The sequence below is a fragment of the Novosphingobium sp. 550D genome (assembly GCF_057401885.1).
This window is the reverse complement of record NZ_CM171613.1, coordinates 2,102,461-2,122,359: the sequence shown is the minus strand read 5'-3', so window position 1 is coordinate 2,122,359 and position 19,899 is coordinate 2,102,461. Positions and strand designations below refer to the sequence as shown.

Genomic DNA, 19,899 nt, shown 5'->3' with positions numbered 1-19,899 from the left:
ACAGGCCCATAGGCAAACCCCGCCCAAGGCATCGCCGCCCGCCATTCCGGCCGGGCCAAGCAAAAGGGAAGCGCGACAAAACCTGCCCTTGGCCCCGGTTGTTTTTTCATGCCGGACGTACAGGTTGATGCAGGTATGATGAGTTGTGTTCCGTTCCAAAATCCGCAGCCGCAAGGCGGCTTTGCGGTGTGGGCGGAAGACTCGTCGATGGCAAACCGCTTCACGACAAACCGGTCGCAATTTCCGAAGCGCTATGCAAAGGGCAAGACCCTGTTTGCAAAGCATAAAGCCATCGCCATGCGCAGCACACAGCCGCGCCTCCTCTGCCTTGCAGACACGAAAAACGCCAGCGGGCCTTTGCCCCATGGCCGTTCCACTCATGCCGGACGCGCATCTTGCGCGAATGGCCTGTTGATCCTCGCGCCGATGGCCAAGCCGCCGCGCGAACACCACCACAATTGCCGCGCCCCATTGCCGGGCCATGCGCCAAAGGGACCGACCCCAGGCCATGACCCGATGCCGGACCTGCGCGGCCGGAGAAATCATAATGTCAACGCGCATGCTGATCGATGCGCGCCACTCGGAAGAAACCCGGGTGGCGGTGCTCAAGGGCAACCGTATTGAAGAATTCGACTTTGATTCTGCTGATCACAAGCAGATCAAGGGCAATATCTATCTGGCCAAGGTCACGCGAGTAGAACCCTCGCTTCAGGCCGCTTTTGTCGATTTCGGGGGCAACCGTCACGGTTTCCTCGCTTTTTCCGAAATCCACCCTGATTATTATCAGATCCCCAAGGAAGACCGCGAGGCCTTGCTGGCCGAAGAAGCGGCCCATGCCGAGGAAGAAGCCGCCCTGCGCGCGGTTGCCGAGGGTGAGGAAGATTTCGTTGGCGACGATGAACTGGGCGAAGGTCTGGCCGATGATTTCGCCGGCGGCAGCGTCGAGGAAACCGGCTCGCTGATCGAAGTCGACACATCGGAAAAGAACAGCGTCGCCACGATCGAGGCCGGTCATGTCGAAGACGGTTTCGAAGGCGACCATGAAGCCGAAGAAGCCGCCGAAGAAGGCGGTGAGCGCCGTGGCCGTCGTGGCCGTCGTCAGGGTGGCCGCAACGCGTCCCACGCCAAGGAAGCCGAAGAGCTGCGCGCCAAGCGCATGGCTCTGCGCCGCCGTTACAAGATTCAGGACGTGATCCATCGGCGCCAGGTGCTGCTGGTTCAGGTCGTGAAGGAAGAGCGCGGCAACAAGGGCGCAGCTCTCACCACCTACCTTTCGCTGGCCGGTCGCTATTGCGTGCTGATGCCGAACAGCAGCCATGGCGGCGGCATTTCGCGCAAGATCAGCAGCTTTGCCGACCGCAAGCGTTTGAAGACCATCATCGCCGAAATGGACCTGCCCAAGAGCATGGGCTGCATCGTGCGCACGGCGGGGCTTCAGCGCACCAAGACCGAGATCAAGCGCGACTTCGACTATCTGGCCCGCCTGTGGGACGATATCCGCGAAAGCACGCTGAAGTCGGCGGCGCCTGCGCTGATCCATTCGGACAGCGACCTGATCAAGCGCGCCATCCGCGACATCTATAACCGCGACATCGAAGAAGTGATCGTCGAGGGCGACGATGGCTATCGCGCGGCGCGTGACTTCATGAAACTGCTGATGCCCAGCCATGCCCGCCGGGTGAAGCATTACGCCGATCCGGTCCCCCTGTTCCAGCGCTTTGGCGCCGAGGATCAGTTGACCGCGATGTATGATCCGGTGGTTCAGTTGAAGTCGGGCGGCTATATCGTCATCAACCCGACCGAAGCTCTGGTTTCCATCGACATCAACTCGGGCCGTTCCACCAAGGAACATGGCATCGAGCAGACGGCGGTGGCCACCAACCTTGAAGCCGCGCGCGAAATCGCCCGCCAGTTGCGCCTGCGCGACATGGCTGGTCTGGTCGTGATCGACTTCATCGACATGGAATATGGCTCGAACGTCCGCAAGGTCGAGAAGGCCATGAAGGAAGCGCTGAAAAACGACCGCGCCCGCATTCAGGTCGGCCGTATCAGCAGCTTCGGCCTGATGGAAATGAGCCGCCAGCGTCTGCGCACCGGCGTTCTGGAAGCCACGACCCGTTCTTGCCCGCATTGCGATGGCACCGGTCTGGTCCGCACGGCGGGTTCGGCGGGCCTGTCGGCGCTGCGCCTGATCGAGGAAGAAGCGGCCAAGGGCAAGGGCACGGTCATCACGCTCTTCGCCAGCCAGGAAGCGGCGGTTTACGTCCTCAATGCCAAGCGCCTTGATCTGGGCGAGATCGAAAACCGTTACGGCGTCGTGGTCGAAGTGATCCCCGAAGGCGAGAATGAAGGCGCCAAGATGCGCGTCGTCTCGTCGGGTCCGCGTAACGAATTCGTGCCCAAGTTCGAACCGCTGATCCTTGAAGAAGACCTTGACGATCTGCCGGAAGAGGATTTCGAGGACGAGATCGAGGAAGAAGCCGAGGAAGCCGAAGGCGAAACCGGCGGCGAAGGCGCGAACGAAAGCGCCGAAACCCGTCGCAAGCGTCGCAAGCGTCGTCGCGGTCGTGGCCGTGATCGCCGCGAAGAAGGCACCGGTGAGGAAAGCCAGGCCGAAACCAACGATGGCGAAGAAGCCGACGAGGGTGAAGAAGGCGATGCCGAAGCTCCGGTCGAAGCGGGCGAAGAAGGACCGCGCAAGCGTCGTCGTCGCAAGCGTCGGCGCAGCCGCAACCGCGGTGAAGGCGAAGAAGGCGTGAGCGAAGAACAGGGTGAAGCAGGCGACGAAGATGCGCCCGCCGAAGTGACCCCTGTGGTTGAAGCGCCCGCTGACGTGGCCCTTGTGGCCGAACCGGTGGTCGAAGCCCCCAAGGCCGAAGCCCCCGTTGAAGCCGCGCCGGTCGAGGCGGTCGCTGAAGAAGCGCCTGCCAAGCCCAAGCGCGTACGCCGCAAAAAGGCCGCGCCGGCAGAAACCGCCGAAGCAGCGCCGGCGCAAGCCGTGGCGGCAGAAGCAACGCCGGTCGAAGCAGTAGCTGAAGAAGCCCCTGCCAAGCCCAAGCGCGTGCGCAAGAAGAAGGTGGAAGCAGCACCTGCCGAAGCCGCTCCGACGGAAGCCGTGGCGGAAACAGCCCCGGCCAAGCCCAAGCGTGTGCGCAAGAAGAAGGTCGAGACCGCTCCTGCCGACGCCCCGGTGGCTGAGGCTCCTGTGGCGCAAACCGCTGTTGAAGCGCCTGCCGCAGAGCCGGTTTCGGAACCTGCTGCTGCGGGCGGTGACGACGAAGGTTCCGCAACGCCGCGTCGCGGTTGGTGGCAGCGTACTTTTGGCGAATAAGCCCAAAGCATCTTGCCGATGACATCAAGCCGGAGAGCCCAAACGCTCTCCGGCTTTTTGCATTTGGGATGGGTGGTCAAGAGAGGCAGAGTCTGCGACTTTCGCCGCAGTGCAAAAATCTATGCTTGCTCATGGCCCACAAGACACTAGACAGGCGGGCAAGCAGGGGGCTATGCGCCCCTACGGAGCGGGGGCTCATAGCCCCTAACAGAATCGTGTTCAGAGATGGAAGCAGCGGAAAATGGCCCAGTTCTCCCTCCCCGCCAATAGCAAGATCAGCAAGAATGGCGTCGTCCATAAGGCAGAGGGCGCGGCCAAGGTGAAGAAATTCACCGTGTACCGCTATGACCCCGACAGCGGCGAAAACCCGCGTTATGACACGTTCGAGATCGATCTCGACGCGTGCGGCCCGATGGTGCTGGACGCGCTGCTCAAGATCAAGAACGAAGTCGACTCGACGCTGACGTTCCGCCGTTCGTGCCGTGAAGGCATTTGCGGTTCTTGCGCGATGAACATCAATGGTCGCAACGGTCTTGCCTGCACCACCGCAATCGAAGATCTTTCGGGCAATGTGCGCATCACGCCGCTGCCGCATATGGAAGTGATCAAGGACCTCGTCCCTGACTTTACGCATTTCTATGCCCAATATGCCTCGATTCGCCCTTGGCTTCAGACCGTTTCGACCACGCCTTCGGGCAAGGAGCGCCTGCAGTCGCCCGAACAGCGCGAAAAGCTCGACGGTCTGTATGAGTGCATTCTGTGCGCCTGCTGCTCGACCTCGTGCCCTTCGTACTGGTGGAACAGCGACAAGTTCCTTGGCCCGGCGATCCTACTTCAGGCCTATCGCTGGCTGGCCGACAGCCGCGACGAATTCACGGGTGAGCGTCTGGACGAACTGGAAGATCCGTTCCGCCTGTATCGTTGCCACACGATCATGAACTGCGCCAATGTGTGCCCCAAGGGCCTTTCGCCCGCCCGCGCCATTGCCGAAATCAAGAAGATGCAGGCCGAACGCCACGTCTGATCTCTTGACGCGAATCAGGAAAGCGCCGCCAGTCTCGACTGGGGGCGCTTTTTTGCATCCACTTTACGTGCATTCCCTTGTAACGCCCCGTATGACTGGGTTAGCGATTGGTAAACGGTCGCCCCTTAGAATCCTGATCCACGGGAAATCGCAATGTTTCGTAATGCCCTTGCCTTCTCTGCCGCACTCGCCGCCCTTGCCCTTGGGGCCGGGGAAGCGTCGGCTCAGGCCCGCCGCCAGATCTTTGTCCAGAACGCCTGCTCGCGCCCCTTGCGCGTCATTCTGGCCTATACAGACCATAAAGGGCTGCATGATCAGGGCTGGTATTATTTCAACCCGCGCGAAAGCTCCTATCTGCGCTCGCCCGCCGGGGAAAAATTGACGCAGATTGAAGATATTCCGCTTTACGCCTATGCAGAGACGACCGACGCGGGCCGCAAACTGCATTGGCAGGGCACCGGCCCGGAAATGAAGCGTGAAGGCGGTATCTATCGCTCGATGCCCTTGACCACGCGGGTTGATGGCGACGGCGATATTCTGGCCCGCATCACCTGCGATTGAAAGTTTGAAGACGTTACGATGGCCAAGCCTGCGACTGTGATCGAGCGTTATCGCGCGCTCATCCATACCCATGAATTGCGCGTCGATCGGGAACAGGCGGCCGCGGCGGAACGACTCAATGTCCTGCAACAGGAATTGGAAGCGGCGCCTGCCGGTGGCGGTTTCTTTGGACGATTGCTGGGCCGCAAACCGACGCGCGCGCGCGGGCTTTACATGTGGGGCGGCGTCGGGCGCGGCAAATCGATGCTGATGGACCTGTTCCACGACACGCTGAACATCACCGAAAAGCGCCGCGTGCATTTCCATGCCTTTATGCAGGAAGTCCACGCGATCATGCGCGAGGTCCGTCAGGGCGAAACCGGCGACCCCATCCCGCAGGTCGCCACCCGCATTGCTGAGGGCCTGCGCGTGCTGGCCTTTGACGAAATGGTGGTCAACAATTCGGCCGACGCGATGATCATGAGCCGGTTGTTCACCGCCTTGATCCACGATCACAATTTGACGCTCGTCACCACTAGCAACCGCGCTCCGTCCGAATTGTACAAAAACGGCCTCAATCGTGAGCATTTCCTGCCCTTCATCGCGCTGATCGAGGGAGAGCTGGATGTGCTGACGCTAAATGGTCCGGTCGATTACCGGCTGGAACGTCTGGCCGGTATCCGCAGCTGGCACAGCCCATTGGGCCTGCCGGCGACCGAACGTGTGCGTGAAGTTTTCTTCCGCCTGACCGATTTTCCGCCAGAAGATGCGCGCAATGTGCCCTCGGCGGATCTGGATGTTGGCGGCGGGCGCCTGCTGCATGTGCCCAAGAGCCTGAAGGGCGTGGCCGTATTCAGCTTTAAAAAGCTGTGTGGCGAGGCGCGCGGGGCGTCAGACTATCTGACCGTGGCGCGGGCCTATCATACGGTCATTCTGGTCGGCATTCCCCGGCTAGGCAAGGAAACCCGCAACGAAGCGGCGCGCTTTGTTACGCTGATCGACGCGTTGTACGAACATAAGGTCAAATTGTTCGTGACCGCCGACGCACCTCTCGACCGTTTGTATGATTCGGGCGACAAGGAATCCGACACCGGCAGCTTTGAATTTGATCGTACGATCAGCCGACTGACCGAAATGCAGAGCCAGGATTACATGGCCAAGGGCCACGGCGAAGAATAAGGCCCGAAGAATAAGGGGCGCCGCATAAGCGCCCCCTAACGCCCAATTCAGGCCGCCGCCGAATGGTTGCGCGCCTGCGCCCCGGCCAGACGCGACATCAGCTTGAGATCGCTCTCCGACAGACCCAATGCGGCCTCTGCCCACAGATCGACGATGTCGTTCAATTCGGCAAGATCCAGAGGTGCCGCGCGACGGATCGCCTTTTGCGCGGCCACCAGACCGCCATGGCGACGCTGATTCTTGGCGATGAAATCCTGAACATAGGCCACACCCTCGCCCCGCTCGGCCAGATGCGTCACCACGCCCAGATCATACATTTCCTCGGCGCTATAGGTGCGGTTGGACAGGATGATGCGCTGTGCCGCAGCCGTGCCCAGCTTGCGCGACAGGATCGCATGGGCGCCCATGCCGGGGAACAGGCCGAACATCACCTCTGGCAAACCAAAGGTCGCGCCCTTTTCCGCCACCAGATAATCAAACGAGAGCACCGCCTCAAAACCGCCGCCCAGCGCCTGCCCCTGCACCAGCCCGATCGTGACGATGGGCAATTCGAGTGCGCGACGGTTACGATCCAGAATGGCAACACAGCGATGGCCATAAGCGGCCAGACCTTCGCGGTCCTGTGACCGGATCATGCCCTGAAACAGTTCCAGATCGCCGCCAAACCCGAATACGCCGGGCGTCCGGCTGCCCAGAACCAGAAAGCGCAGCGGGATCTTGTCAGGGCCGAAATTGCCGGCAATCAGATCCTGCCAGCTTTCAAAATCCCGCAACAGCGAGGGCGTGAAGCTGGGGCGTCCTGACGGGCTCATAAAGGTCCAGATCGTACTGGCCTGATCGTCATACAAGACGTCAAGCTGTTCCAGATCGGTCAATGCCTCTGGAACGGCCAGGCGATTTAGGGCTGCCTGCGCGGGATCCTCGGGAAAGAAGATGCCACGATTGCCTCCACTTTCACCGTAAGGAGGCAAATTTCCCATTTCACCGGTCATCCGGTCCATTGTCGTCACGACCCTTTCTGATCACGGTTAACGAAGCGCAACCTCGTCTTTCACCGCTCTCTAGTACCGGGCGAAGTTTAGGCATGCTAAACCACGGAATGCAAAGCCTTTTTACAGAAAGGTGTTTCAAAATGAAACAAAAAGTTTTTAGTTAATCTTTGCTCCGAAAGCAGAGCGTATCAGGCAATGCCCAGATGGACAAGCGACCTGTCCAGCATCAACAACTGCCACAACAGTCTTGAGTGGTCAGAAACCCCGGAAATGTGCGCTTCTGCTATTTCATGAAGGTTAATGGGATTTAACCATCCGGTGCGCCCCAGCGCCCCTCCACCATCTTTCGCTTGTGCAGCAATTTTTCTCGCTTCTGCGGCAAGTGGTCCGCGCAACCATTGCGCAATGGGGGTAACGAATCCCTGTTTGGGCCGAAACAGAATGTCATCAGGCAGATAACGCCGCATCGAATCTTTAAGCAGCCACTTGCCCTGCCCACCTTTGACTCGCAGATTCTCCGGAAGGCTGGCGGCAAATTCGATCAATCGGTGGTCGAGCAAAGGCTCACGCGCTTCCAGACTGACCGCCATGCTGGCCCGGTCCACCTTGGTCAGGATGTCGCCCGGCAGCCAGAATTTGAGATCTGCATATTGCGCCCGGTCCAGCCCGGATCGTGCCGGCGCCCGCGCCATACAGTCCAGAAACGCCTGCTCGGCCCGATAGTCGCCCCGCAAACGCCGATATTCCTCGGTATAGAGCCTATCACGCAGCGCAGGCCCCGTCACGCTGACCGCGTCGGTATAGGCCTCCTCACTCGACCGTGCGAGGTTGAGCAGCGTGGTTTTCGCCCGCAGCGGACGCGGCGCCCAATCCGCCTTGGGATAGATGCCGCCCAATGTTCCGAACAGGCCCCGGCGCAATCCATCGGGGATCATCCCCCTCACCCGGTCCTCGCCAAGCTGAAACACATGGCGGCGGTATCCGGCAAAGGCTTCGTCCGCGCCGTCACCCGACAGGGCCACCGTCACCGTTTCGCGCGCCAATTGGCACACGCGCCATGTCGGCAGCGCGCTGGCGTCCGCAAAGGGTTCGTCGAACATGGTGGTCAGATGGTCGACCGCCTCGAAATCATTGGGCGACACGATGCGGCTTTGATGATCGGTGCCGAATTGCTCGGCAATCCGTCGCGCATAGTCGCTTTCATCCAGCGCCTTGACGTCAAAACCGATCGAGCATGTCTTGACCGGCGACGAACTCGCCTCGGCCATCAGCGCGACGACCGAGGAGGAATCGACTCCGCCCGACAGAAACGCCCCCAAGGGCACATCGGCCACCATCCGGCTGGTCACGGCATCGCGCATCAAATGGATCAGTTCAGCCGACAAGTCCGCCGCGCTGCCCTTACGCCTTTCGGCAAAACTGACATCCCACCATTGCCGGGGCGCAGGCTTGGGCGCGCCATGCTTGAGGATCATCAGATGCCCGGCGGGCAATTTCTCAACCCCGCGCAACATCGAGCGATGATCGGGCACATAACCCCAGGTCAGATAATCCTCGATCGCCAGCGGATCCACTTCGCGCCGCAGGGCCGGATGCGCCATCAAGGCCTTCAATTCCGACCCAAAGATCAAACTGCCATCCGACAATTCGGCCAGAAACAGCGGTTTGACCCCCAGCCGGTCACGCACCAGCAAGAGCGAGCGCTGGTCCAGATCATAGATGGCAAAGGCAAACATGCCCGACAGGCGCGACACGCAATCGGCGCCCCAACGCTGATAGGCGGCAAGGATCACCTCGCTGTCGCCGTCTGTATGGAAAACCGCCCCCTGCGCCGCCAGTTCGGCGCGCAATTCGCGGTAATTATAGATCTCGCCGTTAAACAACAGCATCGCGCGCCCATCGGTGGACGCCATCGGTTGGGGCGAACCGGCAATGTCGATGATGGACAGGCGGCGATGGCCCATGCCTATGCCCGGCGCGGTCCACACGCCAAAGCCATCCGGCCCGCGATGGGCAATGGCATCGCACATCCGCTCCACCCGGGCCGGATCAACCGGCTTGGGGGTTTCCAGATGAAAGATCCCGGCAAAACCACACATATGTGAACCCCTTAAACGACTTTGCCTGCAACTCTTGACCGGGCCTTACAAACCCCGTGCCACCGCGTCCATCCAATCACCGATCGGCCCCGCACTGGCGCGGAAAGCGGCGATGGAATCGGCGGCCTTGAACGGCCCGACTTCTTCGGCCGACAGGATCAGCATCATGGTTGCCCGCCGCCGCAACAACAACCGATCCACGATATTGGCCAGTTTCAGGCGCGCATTGCTGCCCGTTACCAGATCACCGGTCTTGTAACTGGTTTGCGCCAAACGCTCGGTCGGCCCGCCCGCCAGCAAACGGTCGCTGCGCGCATCCGGCACATCCGGCCCGGGCGATTGCCACGACCATCCCGTATCCGGGCGCAGCGCCCCTTCGCCAAATCCGCCCGCCTTCTTGCCCGGACCTTGCGCGGCATAGAGGGCGAAGAACACATCCACCTCATGCCCCTGCGCATCGGCATAGCGGCCCAGCAGGCGATGATCGGCCCCGCCCGCGCGCGGTTCCCACACATGGCGAGGGGCGTAATCGACCCGATGCCATCCGGCGACCTCTGGCAGGGCAATCTGTGTAGGCAAAGGCGCGGCAAGCCGGTCCGCCGCCATCACCCAACCCTGTGCCGCCAGCACCATCAACCCCAGCGCCCCAAAGCAAGCCTTGGCCGAGATCCCGCGCCATTGCGGCAGACGCAGCGCCATGACCGCATCCACGTCCAGCATAGGCGCGCCCGCCGCCCGGTCAAAAAACCGCCAGCCCAGCGCAATCACCCCGGCAATTACCGCAGCAAAGAAGAACCAGCCATAGATGATATGATCGACCCCGCCCGCAATCTCTGCGCCATAGATTTGCGCAAGATAGACCGTGCCCCACGCCCGCACACCATTGGCCAGAATGGGCGCGACAATGCACAGGACCATGAACCCGGCGCGCCGCGCCCACGAAACGAAACAGACATGTGCCGCCAGAGCGCCAAAGGCAATCATGGCGACCAGAAATTTGACGCCCGAACATGCCTCGGCCACTTCGAACAGGCCGGCGGGTGTAGCGATGAACACGCCATCGATCTGCGCCTTGATCCCGCTGATATGGACAAGGGCGATGGTGATCTTGGCCGTCACGGTTTGCAGCATGGGGATGGCTTCATCGCCAAACGGCACCAGAAACCCCATATAGGTCAGCGGAAACAACAGCCCCAGCGCCGCCCTTTCGCCCAGCATCAAAGGCACCGCCGCGATCAGCATGGCAACAGCGGCGATCTGCGTCACCTGCGCCACACCGGCCAAAGCCCCCAGCGCCCAGAGCAGCAGCGCCCCCCCCATCATCCACAACCCGCCCCGCCACAGCGCCACCGGCAGGCGGAACAGATCAGGCAATCGCTGGGACACCAGCCAGACCAGAATGGCCGGCACCATCAGGATGTGATTATAGGTAGAGGAATCCCACCACTGATGCCCCATCGCCGCCCAATCGCCCCGGAACAGCGCGATCAGCCCCGCCCAGAGGCAGGCCAGACGGATCACCCCTTCACGCCACGCCAAAGGCATGGCGCGCGCCGGTCGGGTCAGTTCAGGTACCGCAAGGCTCACGCCGCATCGCGCCACCGGCGCGGCGGCTGGGACAGCATGGCGGACAAAGGCGCCAGCGTGCTTTGCCAACTGGCGCGCTCCACAACCAGACGGCGCGCATCAATACCCATCGCCTTGCCCAGATGCGGCGTATCGGCCAATCGGTTGACTTGTGCGGCCAAGGCCTCGTCGCTGTCGGCCACGGCGAAATGGTGCCCGGCCACCGCGTGAATGCCATTGGCCGCCGCCGAAGTCAGCACGACAGGCAATTCCATCGCCATGGCCTCCAGCACCTTGTTCTGAACCCCGCGCGCGATATCCAGCGGGACCAGCGCCATATCGGCCGCCTTGAGCCATGGGCGAATATCATCCACCCGGCCCCAGACATGGACGCCCGCCATGGCATTCAACGCCTTGACCGCATCGGTGGGGTTGCGCCCGACGATATGGAACGTCGCCTCCGGATGACGCGCCTGAACCAGCGGCAGAATAAGGCGCGCGACGCGGATCACGGCGGCCACATTGGGCTGATAATCCATCTGTCCGGTAAAGATCAGGCGAGGCCCGCCCATATGCCCCATCTGGCATTCGGGGCCGACCTGTAGCGGGTCAAAGTAATCGGAATCGATGCCATTGCCCAAAACCTCGATCCGCGCATGACGGGCCGATGCGCCTAACCTCTGGGCAAAGAGGTCCGCCTCGGCGCGGCTGATCAACAGGCTGTAATCGGCCATGGCGGCCAAACGCGCTTCCTCTGCGGCCAGAAGGCGTGCCTCGCGCCCGTGGACCCAGCCCATCGGCCCGTGCGATTTGGCGGCATAGGCTTCGAATTTGGCCGAATCAACATCGACGAAATCCATAATGACGCGGCCCGTAAAGTCGTCGGGCACATATTGGCCCATCTGGCCCGAAAAGACATAGATCGTGCCGATGCGCCCGCTCGCCAATGTCTGACGAACGTATTTCGTCACGTTTTCATCGCGAAAGGCCGTTAGGCTGATCGGCTCGCGCTTCATGATGGCCTGAATTCCGGCCAGCACCAACGGCTTTGTTCGGCGCACCAACCGATAGGAATGCGAGAGCGAGGCAAGCTCAACCTCTTCGGCCAGATCGGCGTGATCATCGGCAAAGCACCCGACATGCACCGGCGCCATCCGGGCCAGACGCCGCAAAATATGGTGCGAGCGGATCTTGTCCCCCCGATTGGGCGGAAAAGGGATGCGGTGGGACAGGAACAGGATTTCGTTGCTCATCCCAGCCCCCTTGCGATCCACGGACCGATCAGATTGGCGACCGGCAAGGGCAGCTTTTTCCACATGTCGATCCGGCGCGAATGGGTCGCGCTGGTCGGGTCCGCATCGCGTTTGGGCGCGCCGGGCGCGGTCCATACGCCATAGGACAAAGGCTGCGGCTCAAAACCCCAGTTGCGTTTGAAATCATAGGCGCCACTGTTCGTCTTGCTGCGCCCGAAATCGAAATGAGTGCATCCCCGGCGACGGGCGTGCAGCATCAGTTCGTAATACATGCGGTCATTGGCCCGCAGCCGTCGTGCATCCCACGTGCCGCCGCCCCAATAGGGCATGACCGCGCCACGGTGATAAACCGAAAGGACGCTGGCCACCGGCGCGCCTTCGTGGCGGACGGTCAGGATGTCGGCATCCTCGCCAAAGAGGTCCAGCACCGCATCGAATAAAGCGCGCGGAAAAACGGGCGTGCCCAGATTGCGCACGCTTTGCGCATAGACGCCATAATGGGCGTCGCGGTCGGCGGGACCGGTCCCGGTTTCCACCGTCAATTCGCCCGCCAGACTTTTGCGCACCTCGGCGCGTTGTTTGCGCGGGATGGTGGTCAATTCGGCCTCGTCGCTATCGGCCAGAGGACGGATGAAACCGCAATGGCTTTCGCGTTTGATCGTCCATCCGGCGCGGGTTTCGGGCAAAGGGCCTCCGCGCAGTTCAACCGAGGGCGTGGATTGACGCAGGGCCAATTCCTCCACCGCGGCGAACAAAGGCGCGGGATCGACATCGGGCGCGGCCAGAACGCCCCCGCCCACGGCAAAACCGCTGGACGCCAGCACGCGGCCAAAAATCGGCGAATGAACCTGGGTCAGCGGCAGATAGGCCTCCACCTCGCCGCAGCGGGTCAGGATCAGCGCCAGCGCGTCATTGCCCGTCCCGCGCGCCACGGCATTCAACCAGACGGGCCGATGAAAGGGCGTGCTTTCTGGGTGAGCGGCGACAAAGCCTTCGACCGAGCGCGCCATTTGTGGATCGTTCAGATCGGCCAGAGCGACCCGCAGGTCCATGTCCACGCGGAACGGCGCGTTCACCGCTCGAACTCCACCACCCTCAGACCTTCGGTTGCTGCGACGTTATCCATACGACCCCACGCGAATTCCTTGAGCATTCGCCGCAATTTAGCCTCCATCCCGTCAATATTTGTATAATGACGCAGGCGACTTTTCAGCGGGGCATGGGCAACGCGGGGCTGTTCGGTGTCCACTTCCCACGGGTGAAAGTAAAAAATGATCGGGCGTTCGTCCTGTTCATTGACGCGGCGCATTGCCCATTGGCTGAACGCATAGGGCAATACGCGGAAGAAACCGCCGCCGCCCGCCGCCATGCGCCGTCCGAATGTTTCAACCGTCGTGACCGGAATTTCGATCAGATCGGCCCCCGCCACCGGGCGGAAAGCAAATCGGGGCGCCTCGCGCCAACCGTAATGGTCATGCGCAATCGGGGCCACGCTGCTGGAATAGAGATAGCCCTGCTCTGCCAGGATTTCATGCGCCCATGGGGTGCGGGTGTCGATGGAAAAACTGGGCGCGCGATAGCCGATGACGCGCGCGCCGGAGGCATCCTCCAACGCCTTGCGCGCATCGCCAATGTCGGCGGCAAAGCCGGCGGCATCCATCGTGAACACGCGGGCATGGGCCCAACCATGGCTGGCCAATTCATGCCCGTTTTCGACGATGCGGCGCATCAGCGCCGGGTGGCGTTTGGCCACCCAGCCCAGCGTGAAGAACGTCGCCTTCACACCCAGATCTTCGCACATATCCAAAAGGCGGTTGGTGTTGACATCGACCCGGCAGGCCAGACCGTCCCAGTCGGCCGGATCGATCACCTTTTCAAAGGCGCCAACCTGAAACCAATCCTCAACATCGACCGAAAAGCCGTTGAGCAGCTTGGCCTTTACCAGCGGCGCCTGAGCCACCATTTTCCTATCTCCTGCTGACGCCCGCGTACCTATCCACCGCTGCGCGGCAGAGATGTCATGCCGCGACGCGCTGTGCCTCGTCCCGCTCGATCCATTCGATCAACATGGTCAGCGTGTGACGGATCGTGCGATCCTGTTCGACCAGACGGCTTTCCAGCTTGGCCAGACGTTCCTGCATCACCTCGATGGCGGCCTTGTGCGCGGAATCCGCGCCTTCGAGCCCCGACGTGTCGCCCTGATTGGCCAGTTCGATCACGGCCTGCTGCAACTCGGCGATCTGGCTGTCACGCTGGGCCAATGCGGCCTGAAGGTGCGAAAGGCCTTCGACGGCGAATTGGGCGGGGGCCTGTGCCTGCGGCGTGGTAGGCAGGGCCATGCCCTGCGCCACGGCAAGGCCTTCGCCCGGCTGGGCCGGTGCGGGCGCGATCTGCAAGCCGCCATCGGCGGTCAGTTCGGCCAGAACCTGTGCCAGCATCACGCCATCGATATGCTGGCGCTGCTCCACCGCGCCAAGGATCAGCAGGCGGTTGACGATCTGGTTGATCCGGCGCGGGACGCCCCCGGTCGCGGTGTACAACTCGGCGAACACGCGCGGTTCAAAGGTCGGATTGCCATTCCAGCCCACCAGACGCAGGCGGTGCATGATGTAAGGCTCCATCTCGCCCGGCTCCATCGCGTCGAGATGATGGGCCGCGATCACGCGCTGGCGCAATTGTTCAAGGCCGGGGTGGCCTTGCAGGCTTTCACGGAATTCCGGCTGACCCAGCAACAGGATCTGGAGCAGAGGATGGCTGCCCAACTGGAAATTGGAGAGCATGCGCAATTCTTCGAGAGCGCCCAGAGCAAGATTCTGCGATTCGTCCACCACCAACAGGCAACGGCGACCCGCGCGCGCCTCGTCATGCAGGAACTTTTCAATCGCGCCCAAAGCGCTCGCCTTGTCCTGCCCCGGCACGCTCAGCCCGAAGGCCTGCGCCACGACATGTACCAGTTCGCCGCTGTCCAAACGGCTGGTGACGATCTGCGCCGCGGTCAGGCGGTTGCGGTCGATCGTGGCCATCAGATGCGCCACCAGCGTCGATTTGCCCGCGCCCACCTCGCCGGTGATGACGATGAAACCTTCGCCCTGCGCCAGACCATAGCCCAGATAGGACAAAGCCTTGCGATGGGTCAGGCTTTCAAAATAAAATGCCGGGTCCGGAGTGAGCTGAAAAGGACGCCCGGTGAAACCATAGAAATTATCGAACATTCTTGCTCTCCCCAGTGGGATCAGAAAGTGTAACGCATACCAAGTGCCGCCGAGGCACTCCACAGGTCAGCGGCCTTTTCACGGGTGATCCCGTCCATGGCCAGTGATGCGGTCGTCGTAAGATGGCGCGAAAGGTAATATTGATAAAGGGCCACCGCGCGAACGGCGTTGATGTCACCCTGCGTGGTGTTGATGCCGCTGACATACTTGTACCCGTCCAGCGTGGCGCCAAACGTGGAACGCGGCGTCACGTGATAGCCCAGATAGGTCGAGACCCAGTAATATTGGTCCACCTTGCCGTTGATGTTGGCCAGGATGGTGTTGGGCGCGGTGATGTACTGGCGGCGTTCATAGCCAAAGCCGATACCGCCGCGCAGGCGGCTGTGGTCAAACGAGTAACCCGCCGAGAAGCCGTTGCCACGATAGACCGTCGAATTGACCGAGCCGATGGACCCGGCAAGGCAATTGCCCGATGTGGCCGCCGCAACGCAGCTGGACAGGTTGCCGGTGATCGCATCGCGCACGGTGGAAAATTGCGTGGGCAGGTTGAAGAGCGAATTGGTCAGCGCACCGCCAAAACCCGTCACGCCCTGATAGACCACCAGATTGAAGCTGGAATGATCGTCGGGCTGATAATTGATGAAGCCATAGCCGCCGAACCGGCCATAACGGTCGCCGACGTGGAATTCGACATTGGTGCGACGGCTGGGACGCCACACGACGCCCGCGTCCCAGATCAGACCTTCGGTGTCGAAGGCAATCTGACGACCCGTGGAATAATCGGTGACAAAGCGGCCGTTGGAATCGACGATCACATTGCCCGCACTGTCATATTTCGCATTGCGCGCCGACACGCGGACATGTTCGTAACCCGCGCCGCCCACCAGCGAGACGTCTTCGGTCACCGGGATCGTGATCGACCCGCGCACATGCTTGTCGCTGACCCGCTGGGTCAGGTTCGAGACGTCTTCCTGATAGACGCCCGCATCGACGCCAAGGCCGACGGGAAGCCCCTCGCCCGGACGGTTGCCAACGGCAAAGCGGCCTTCCTGCACGGTGGAATGGTCCAGCCGGTCCACGCCCGCCGAAACGCCGTTGGCGCTGACATTGCCCTGCGAATTGAGCGCGGTGTACCCGGCATGATAATGCGCGGTGATGGCCACATCGCCCTTTTGCGTGGCCAGCGTGGGGCCGGCATAGACCGAGTAAACCTGCGTCAGCGAATCAGCGCCCACCGCGTTTGAGCCAAAGGCCGCGCCGGTTTCGGTGACATAGGTGCGGTTGGCAAAGCCGCCGTAATCCACGCGCAAGGCGTTGGGCACGATCGAGGAGGACATGCGCGCGATGCCCGTCACGCCATCGGTGTTGCTTTTACGGTTCCACGTAAAGCGGCGCTCATAGCGCGCGGAAATCACGCCCTGATTGTTGCGCCCGTTGATCGTGGCGTCCGCGCCCGCCGCCACCGTCGAATAGGTGACCACATCGTCATTGAACGCCAGCGACTGGCGCGAGCCGAGGTTGGCCTGCACCACCTGAGCCGCCTCGATATAGGGGCGGATGGCCAGACGGCGCTTGTCCACGGTGCCCTGATCGAACACGCCAAGGCGGCGGGGCTTCATCGTGGTTTTGCCGCGCGTCGAATTGTAATCATCGTCCGAATAGGCCGCCGCCGCCAGATCGCCGCTGCTATAGGCCGCGCCGTAATAGCGGCCTGCGCGGTCGGCCGGCGTTTCGCGGCGGTTGGTGGCATTGGTGCGCAACCCATCGGCCTGCGTATAGGTGACGTCATTGTCATAGGAAAAGGGCGTGTAGGGATTGGCCCCGATCGCCTCGTCCTGTTGAATGACGGCCTGTGCGCCATTGTCGCGGTTGGTGTCGCCCGTGGTCAACACCGTATTGTCGCCAAGATTGGGGGCAATGGCCTGCGCCGCCGCATCATTGAGACCTTGCGTCTGTGATGCGGTCTGCCGGGGCTGGGCGGCGACGGCCTGCGGCATAACCGCAAGAACCGCCCCCAGCGCCAGAACAGAAATCTGATGAGCCATCGCCCGCATGATCAATTACCCGCGATAGTTGTGATAGGTGCCAAAGCGACGGCCGCTGGGGCTGAATTGCACCCCGTTAAGCAGCGCCTGCACATTGGGGCAGCCGGCCGACAACAGGCTGGCGGCGTCCTGCACCGAGCTGCCCGAAGTCTTTTCCGCCTTTACCACCAGCACGGTCTGGGCCGAGAGCTTGGCCACTTCGACCGCCAGAGCGGCGGCCAGAACCGGCGGCGTATCGAACACGACAACGCGGTTGGGATGGCCTTCGATCAGGCGGGCAATGACCGCCTTTGCACGGGCCGAGGCCAGATATTCGGAATCCGAGGCCGTCGGACGACCGCCCGGCAACACCGAAAGCCCGCCCAGATCGGTCTTGATCACCAGATCGCGCACATCGATGCGCGGGTCGGCAATCGCGTCGACCAGCCCCGGACCACCGGGCAGCCCCAGCGTCGAGAGTACCGAGGAACGCGCCATGTCGAGATCGACCAGCACGACTTCAGTATCCTTTTCCGCGGCAATCGACATGGCAAGGTTGATCGCCACGAAAGTCTTGCCTTCTTCGGGCAGAGCCGAGGTGATCAGGATCGACTGGGCCTCGACACCCGCACCCTGACGGCGCAGATCCTCGATCTGTTCGAGGAGCTGGCGCTTGACGATGCGGAATTCTTCGACCTGTGCATTGGCCGCGCCGCCGGGCACCGCGAAACCTTCCAGAGCAAGGCGCTGGTGATTGATGCGGTGGAATGCCGGTGCGGGTGCCGCCGGTTGCGGGGCATAGGCCGGGGCCTGCTCGCCATAAACCGGCGCGCCATACTGGGGCGGCGGGGCCACCGGAGCCACGATGGGCGCCGGGGCATAGGCTTGCGGACTTACTGGCGCTTGCGGGTTCACCGGGGCTGCGGGCTGAACCGGGGCCTGCACCGGGGGCATGTATGCCTGCGGGGCCGGAGCCTGCGGGGTCAGCGAAGGCGGCACCAGATCGGCCGGGCCCGAGGGCGGTACGAACTGGCCGCGATCAAAGGCCTGCATGGCGCGCTGGATCAGCGAGCTGTGCGTATCTTCCGGCTTTTGCGGATAGTCCTGATTCTTGAGAGGTTCGTTCATGTCATCCTCCTCAGGCGATCGTGCCGCGCTGGATGAACTCCATCGCCAGCAAGAGGGCAAACACACCGCCCAGCGCCACCGATGCAGCATAGAAGTTGCGGGTGCGGCGAGCCTTGGTCGCGGCGCCCTCGGCGGTCAGCGTTTGCGAAATGGCGCCCAGCACCGGCAGGCCCGTCGAACGCTCCAGCTTGCTGGTGGTCGAGAAGCTCGACTGCAGCTCGCCAGCGGCAAAAGCCACACCGATACCGGCCACAATGCCGCCGGCCAGCACGATCATCAGCAACAGCGGACGATTGGGCGCAGCAGGCGCGCGCGGCAGAACCGGCGGATCCAGAACGTCAACCTTGGCCGTGCCGCGGGCCGAGACGACCTGACCCTTGAGGCGCAGGTTTTCGCGGTCGGTCAGCATCTTGTCATACTGGCTTTTCAGCACGTCATAGTCGCGGCTGATGTTCTGGGCTTCCTGCATCAGTTCGGGATTGGTGAACTGCTGCGAGGTGATCTGGGCGATTTCCCCCTCGGCGGCGGCGCGGCGGGCCTGCAACGATTGCAGGTTGGCTTGCCGCTCGGCGCGGATCGATTCCAGCGAGGCATAGGCCGGGTTCGGCGTGCCCGATACGGCGCCCGAATTGCCTTCCGCCTTCACCTGTTGGCGCAGCGAGACGATCTGGTTGCGGGCGGTGATCACGTCGGGGTGGTTTTCGGTCAGACCGCGTGCGCGCATCATCGCCAGATCCGACTGAACCTGAGCCAGTTGACCACGCAGGCCGCCGGTCGGGCCATTGACGGCCACGGTCTGGGGCGTGCTGGCCACCTGGGCCTGAATGGCGGCAAGCGAGCTTTGCGCAGCGGCAATGTCGGCGTCCAGGCCACGGATCGAGGCGCGGCTCTGTTCCAGACGCTGGATCAGCGAAACGCCGCCCTGCGCCAGTTCGGGATGCTGTGATTCAAAGGCCAGACGGCGCTGTTCGGCGGCCTGAAGCTCACCCTGACGGTTGGCCAGCTGCTGGTCGAGGAACTGAAGCGTCTGCTTCATTTCGCCCTGACCACCGTTCTGGTTTTCCTCGCGGAAAATGTCGATCAGCTTCTGGACGATATCGCGCGACAGGCGGGCGTTTTCGCCATCGGAAAACCGCATCGAGGCCGAACGCGCGGTGATCGTGAACAGATTGTCCTGATCGGCGTTGATCTTGATGGCCTTGCCCAGACCCGCAACGGCCCCGTCCATCTGCTTGCGCGTGGTGATGCTCTCACCCAGACGGGTCGAGCGGATCACGCGTTCCAGATTGAGTGTGCCGGTCAGCGAGTCGCGCACCTTGTCGATGGCGGCCTTGCGGTCGGTGTCATTGATGCCGACCTGCGTTGCCAGCGGATCGTAAATCTGCACGAAAATGCGTGCGCGCGATTCGTAGGTGTTGGGCACCATCGAAACGCCCAGCCAGCCCAGCACGCACACCACCCACGCCACAGCGAGCGCAAGCCAGCGACGTTGCCAGATACTGTGCAGCGTAGCCCGGAAATCTTCCAGAAGCGTATTCATCTGACGGCCCC

General features: G+C 62.2%; 15 protein-coding genes. 5 read left to right on the top strand and 10 right to left on the bottom strand.

Annotated features, from left to right (window positions below):
- Positions 1 to 108 precede the first annotated feature (108 nt).
- The 5 genes from AC2S2E_RS09955 to zapE all read left to right on the top strand — a co-directional run bounded on the left by AC2S2E_RS09955 (position 109) and on the right by zapE (position 6,074).
- Positions 109 to 624, top strand: a complete 516-nt coding sequence (locus tag AC2S2E_RS09955; RefSeq protein WP_486522211.1) for a hypothetical protein — start codon at positions 109 to 111, stop codon at positions 622 to 624.
- Positions 548 to 3,331 (top strand): Rne/Rng family ribonuclease, encoded by a 2,784-nt coding sequence (locus AC2S2E_RS09950; protein WP_486522210.1) that lies wholly within the window; start codon positions 548 to 550, stop codon positions 3,329 to 3,331. Before AC2S2E_RS09955 ends, AC2S2E_RS09950 begins: the two co-directional genes overlap by 77 nt.
- Positions 3,332 to 3,572: 241 nt before the next feature.
- Positions 3,573 to 4,355, top strand: coding sequence for a succinate dehydrogenase iron-sulfur subunit (locus AC2S2E_RS09945; RefSeq protein ID WP_476102583.1), 783 nt, complete (start codon positions 3,573 to 3,575; stop codon positions 4,353 to 4,355).
- 153 nt (positions 4,356 to 4,508) lie between these two features.
- Positions 4,509 to 4,916, top strand: a complete 408-nt coding sequence (locus tag AC2S2E_RS09940; RefSeq protein WP_486522209.1) for a hypothetical protein — start codon at positions 4,509 to 4,511, stop codon at positions 4,914 to 4,916.
- Positions 4,917 to 4,934: 18 nt separating this feature from the next.
- Positions 4,935 to 6,074 (top strand): cell division protein ZapE, encoded by a 1,140-nt coding sequence (gene zapE, locus AC2S2E_RS09935; RefSeq protein WP_476102587.1) that lies wholly within the window; start codon positions 4,935 to 4,937, stop codon positions 6,072 to 6,074.
- Positions 6,075 to 6,121: 47 nt separating this feature from the next.
- On the opposite strand, the gene AC2S2E_RS09930 is transcribed toward zapE, so the two are convergent.
- From AC2S2E_RS09930 to AC2S2E_RS09885, 10 genes are all read right to left on the bottom strand, one after another.
- Positions 6,122 to 6,949: a crotonase/enoyl-CoA hydratase family protein gene (locus AC2S2E_RS09930; RefSeq protein WP_486522208.1), complete on the bottom strand. Its 828-nt coding sequence runs from the start codon at positions 6,947 to 6,949 to the stop codon at positions 6,122 to 6,124.
- Positions 6,950 to 7,254: 305 nt separating this feature from the next.
- Positions 7,255 to 9,165, bottom strand: coding sequence for an XrtA/PEP-CTERM system amidotransferase (locus AC2S2E_RS09925; protein ID WP_486522207.1), 1,911 nt, complete (start codon positions 9,163 to 9,165; stop codon positions 7,255 to 7,257).
- Between the two features lie 45 nt (positions 9,166 to 9,210).
- Positions 9,211 to 10,821 (bottom strand): exosortase A, encoded by a 1,611-nt coding sequence (gene xrtA / locus AC2S2E_RS09920; protein ID WP_486522206.1) that lies wholly within the window; start codon positions 10,819 to 10,821, stop codon positions 9,211 to 9,213.
- A complete protein-coding gene (locus tag AC2S2E_RS09915; protein ID WP_486522205.1) occupies positions 10,749 to 11,984 on the bottom strand; it encodes a TIGR03087 family PEP-CTERM/XrtA system glycosyltransferase in 1,236 nt (411 codons plus the stop codon). Before AC2S2E_RS09915 ends, xrtA begins: the two co-directional genes overlap by 73 nt.
- Positions 11,981 to 13,060, bottom strand: a complete 1,080-nt coding sequence (locus AC2S2E_RS09910) for a FemAB family XrtA/PEP-CTERM system-associated protein (RefSeq protein WP_486522204.1) — start codon at positions 13,058 to 13,060, stop codon at positions 11,981 to 11,983. The genes AC2S2E_RS09915 and AC2S2E_RS09910 overlap by 4 nt, the downstream gene beginning before the upstream one ends.
- Positions 13,057 to 13,947 (bottom strand): XrtA system polysaccharide deacetylase, encoded by an 891-nt coding sequence (locus AC2S2E_RS09905; protein WP_486522203.1) that lies wholly within the window; start codon positions 13,945 to 13,947, stop codon positions 13,057 to 13,059. Before AC2S2E_RS09905 ends, AC2S2E_RS09910 begins: the two co-directional genes overlap by 4 nt.
- A 55-nt stretch (positions 13,948 to 14,002) precedes the next feature.
- Complete coding sequence (locus AC2S2E_RS09900) at positions 14,003 to 15,196, bottom strand: XrtA/PEP-CTERM system-associated ATPase (RefSeq protein WP_476102603.1); 1,194 nt, start codon at positions 15,194 to 15,196, stop codon at positions 14,003 to 14,005.
- Between the two features lie 20 nt (positions 15,197 to 15,216).
- Positions 15,217 to 17,241: a preprotein translocase subunit YajC gene (locus AC2S2E_RS09895; protein WP_486522202.1), complete on the bottom strand. Its 2,025-nt coding sequence runs from the start codon at positions 17,239 to 17,241 to the stop codon at positions 15,217 to 15,219.
- 15 nt (positions 17,242 to 17,256) lie between these two features.
- Positions 17,257 to 18,348: a P-loop NTPase family protein gene (locus AC2S2E_RS09890; RefSeq protein ID WP_476102607.1), complete on the bottom strand. Its 1,092-nt coding sequence runs from the start codon at positions 18,346 to 18,348 to the stop codon at positions 17,257 to 17,259.
- 10 nt (positions 18,349 to 18,358) lie between these two features.
- Positions 18,359 to 19,888 carry an XrtA system polysaccharide chain length determinant gene (locus AC2S2E_RS09885; protein ID WP_486522200.1) on the bottom strand — a complete coding sequence of 510 codons (1,530 nt, stop codon included), beginning with the start codon at positions 19,886 to 19,888 and terminating at the stop codon, positions 18,359 to 18,361.
- Positions 19,889 to 19,899: the final 11 nt, after the last annotated feature.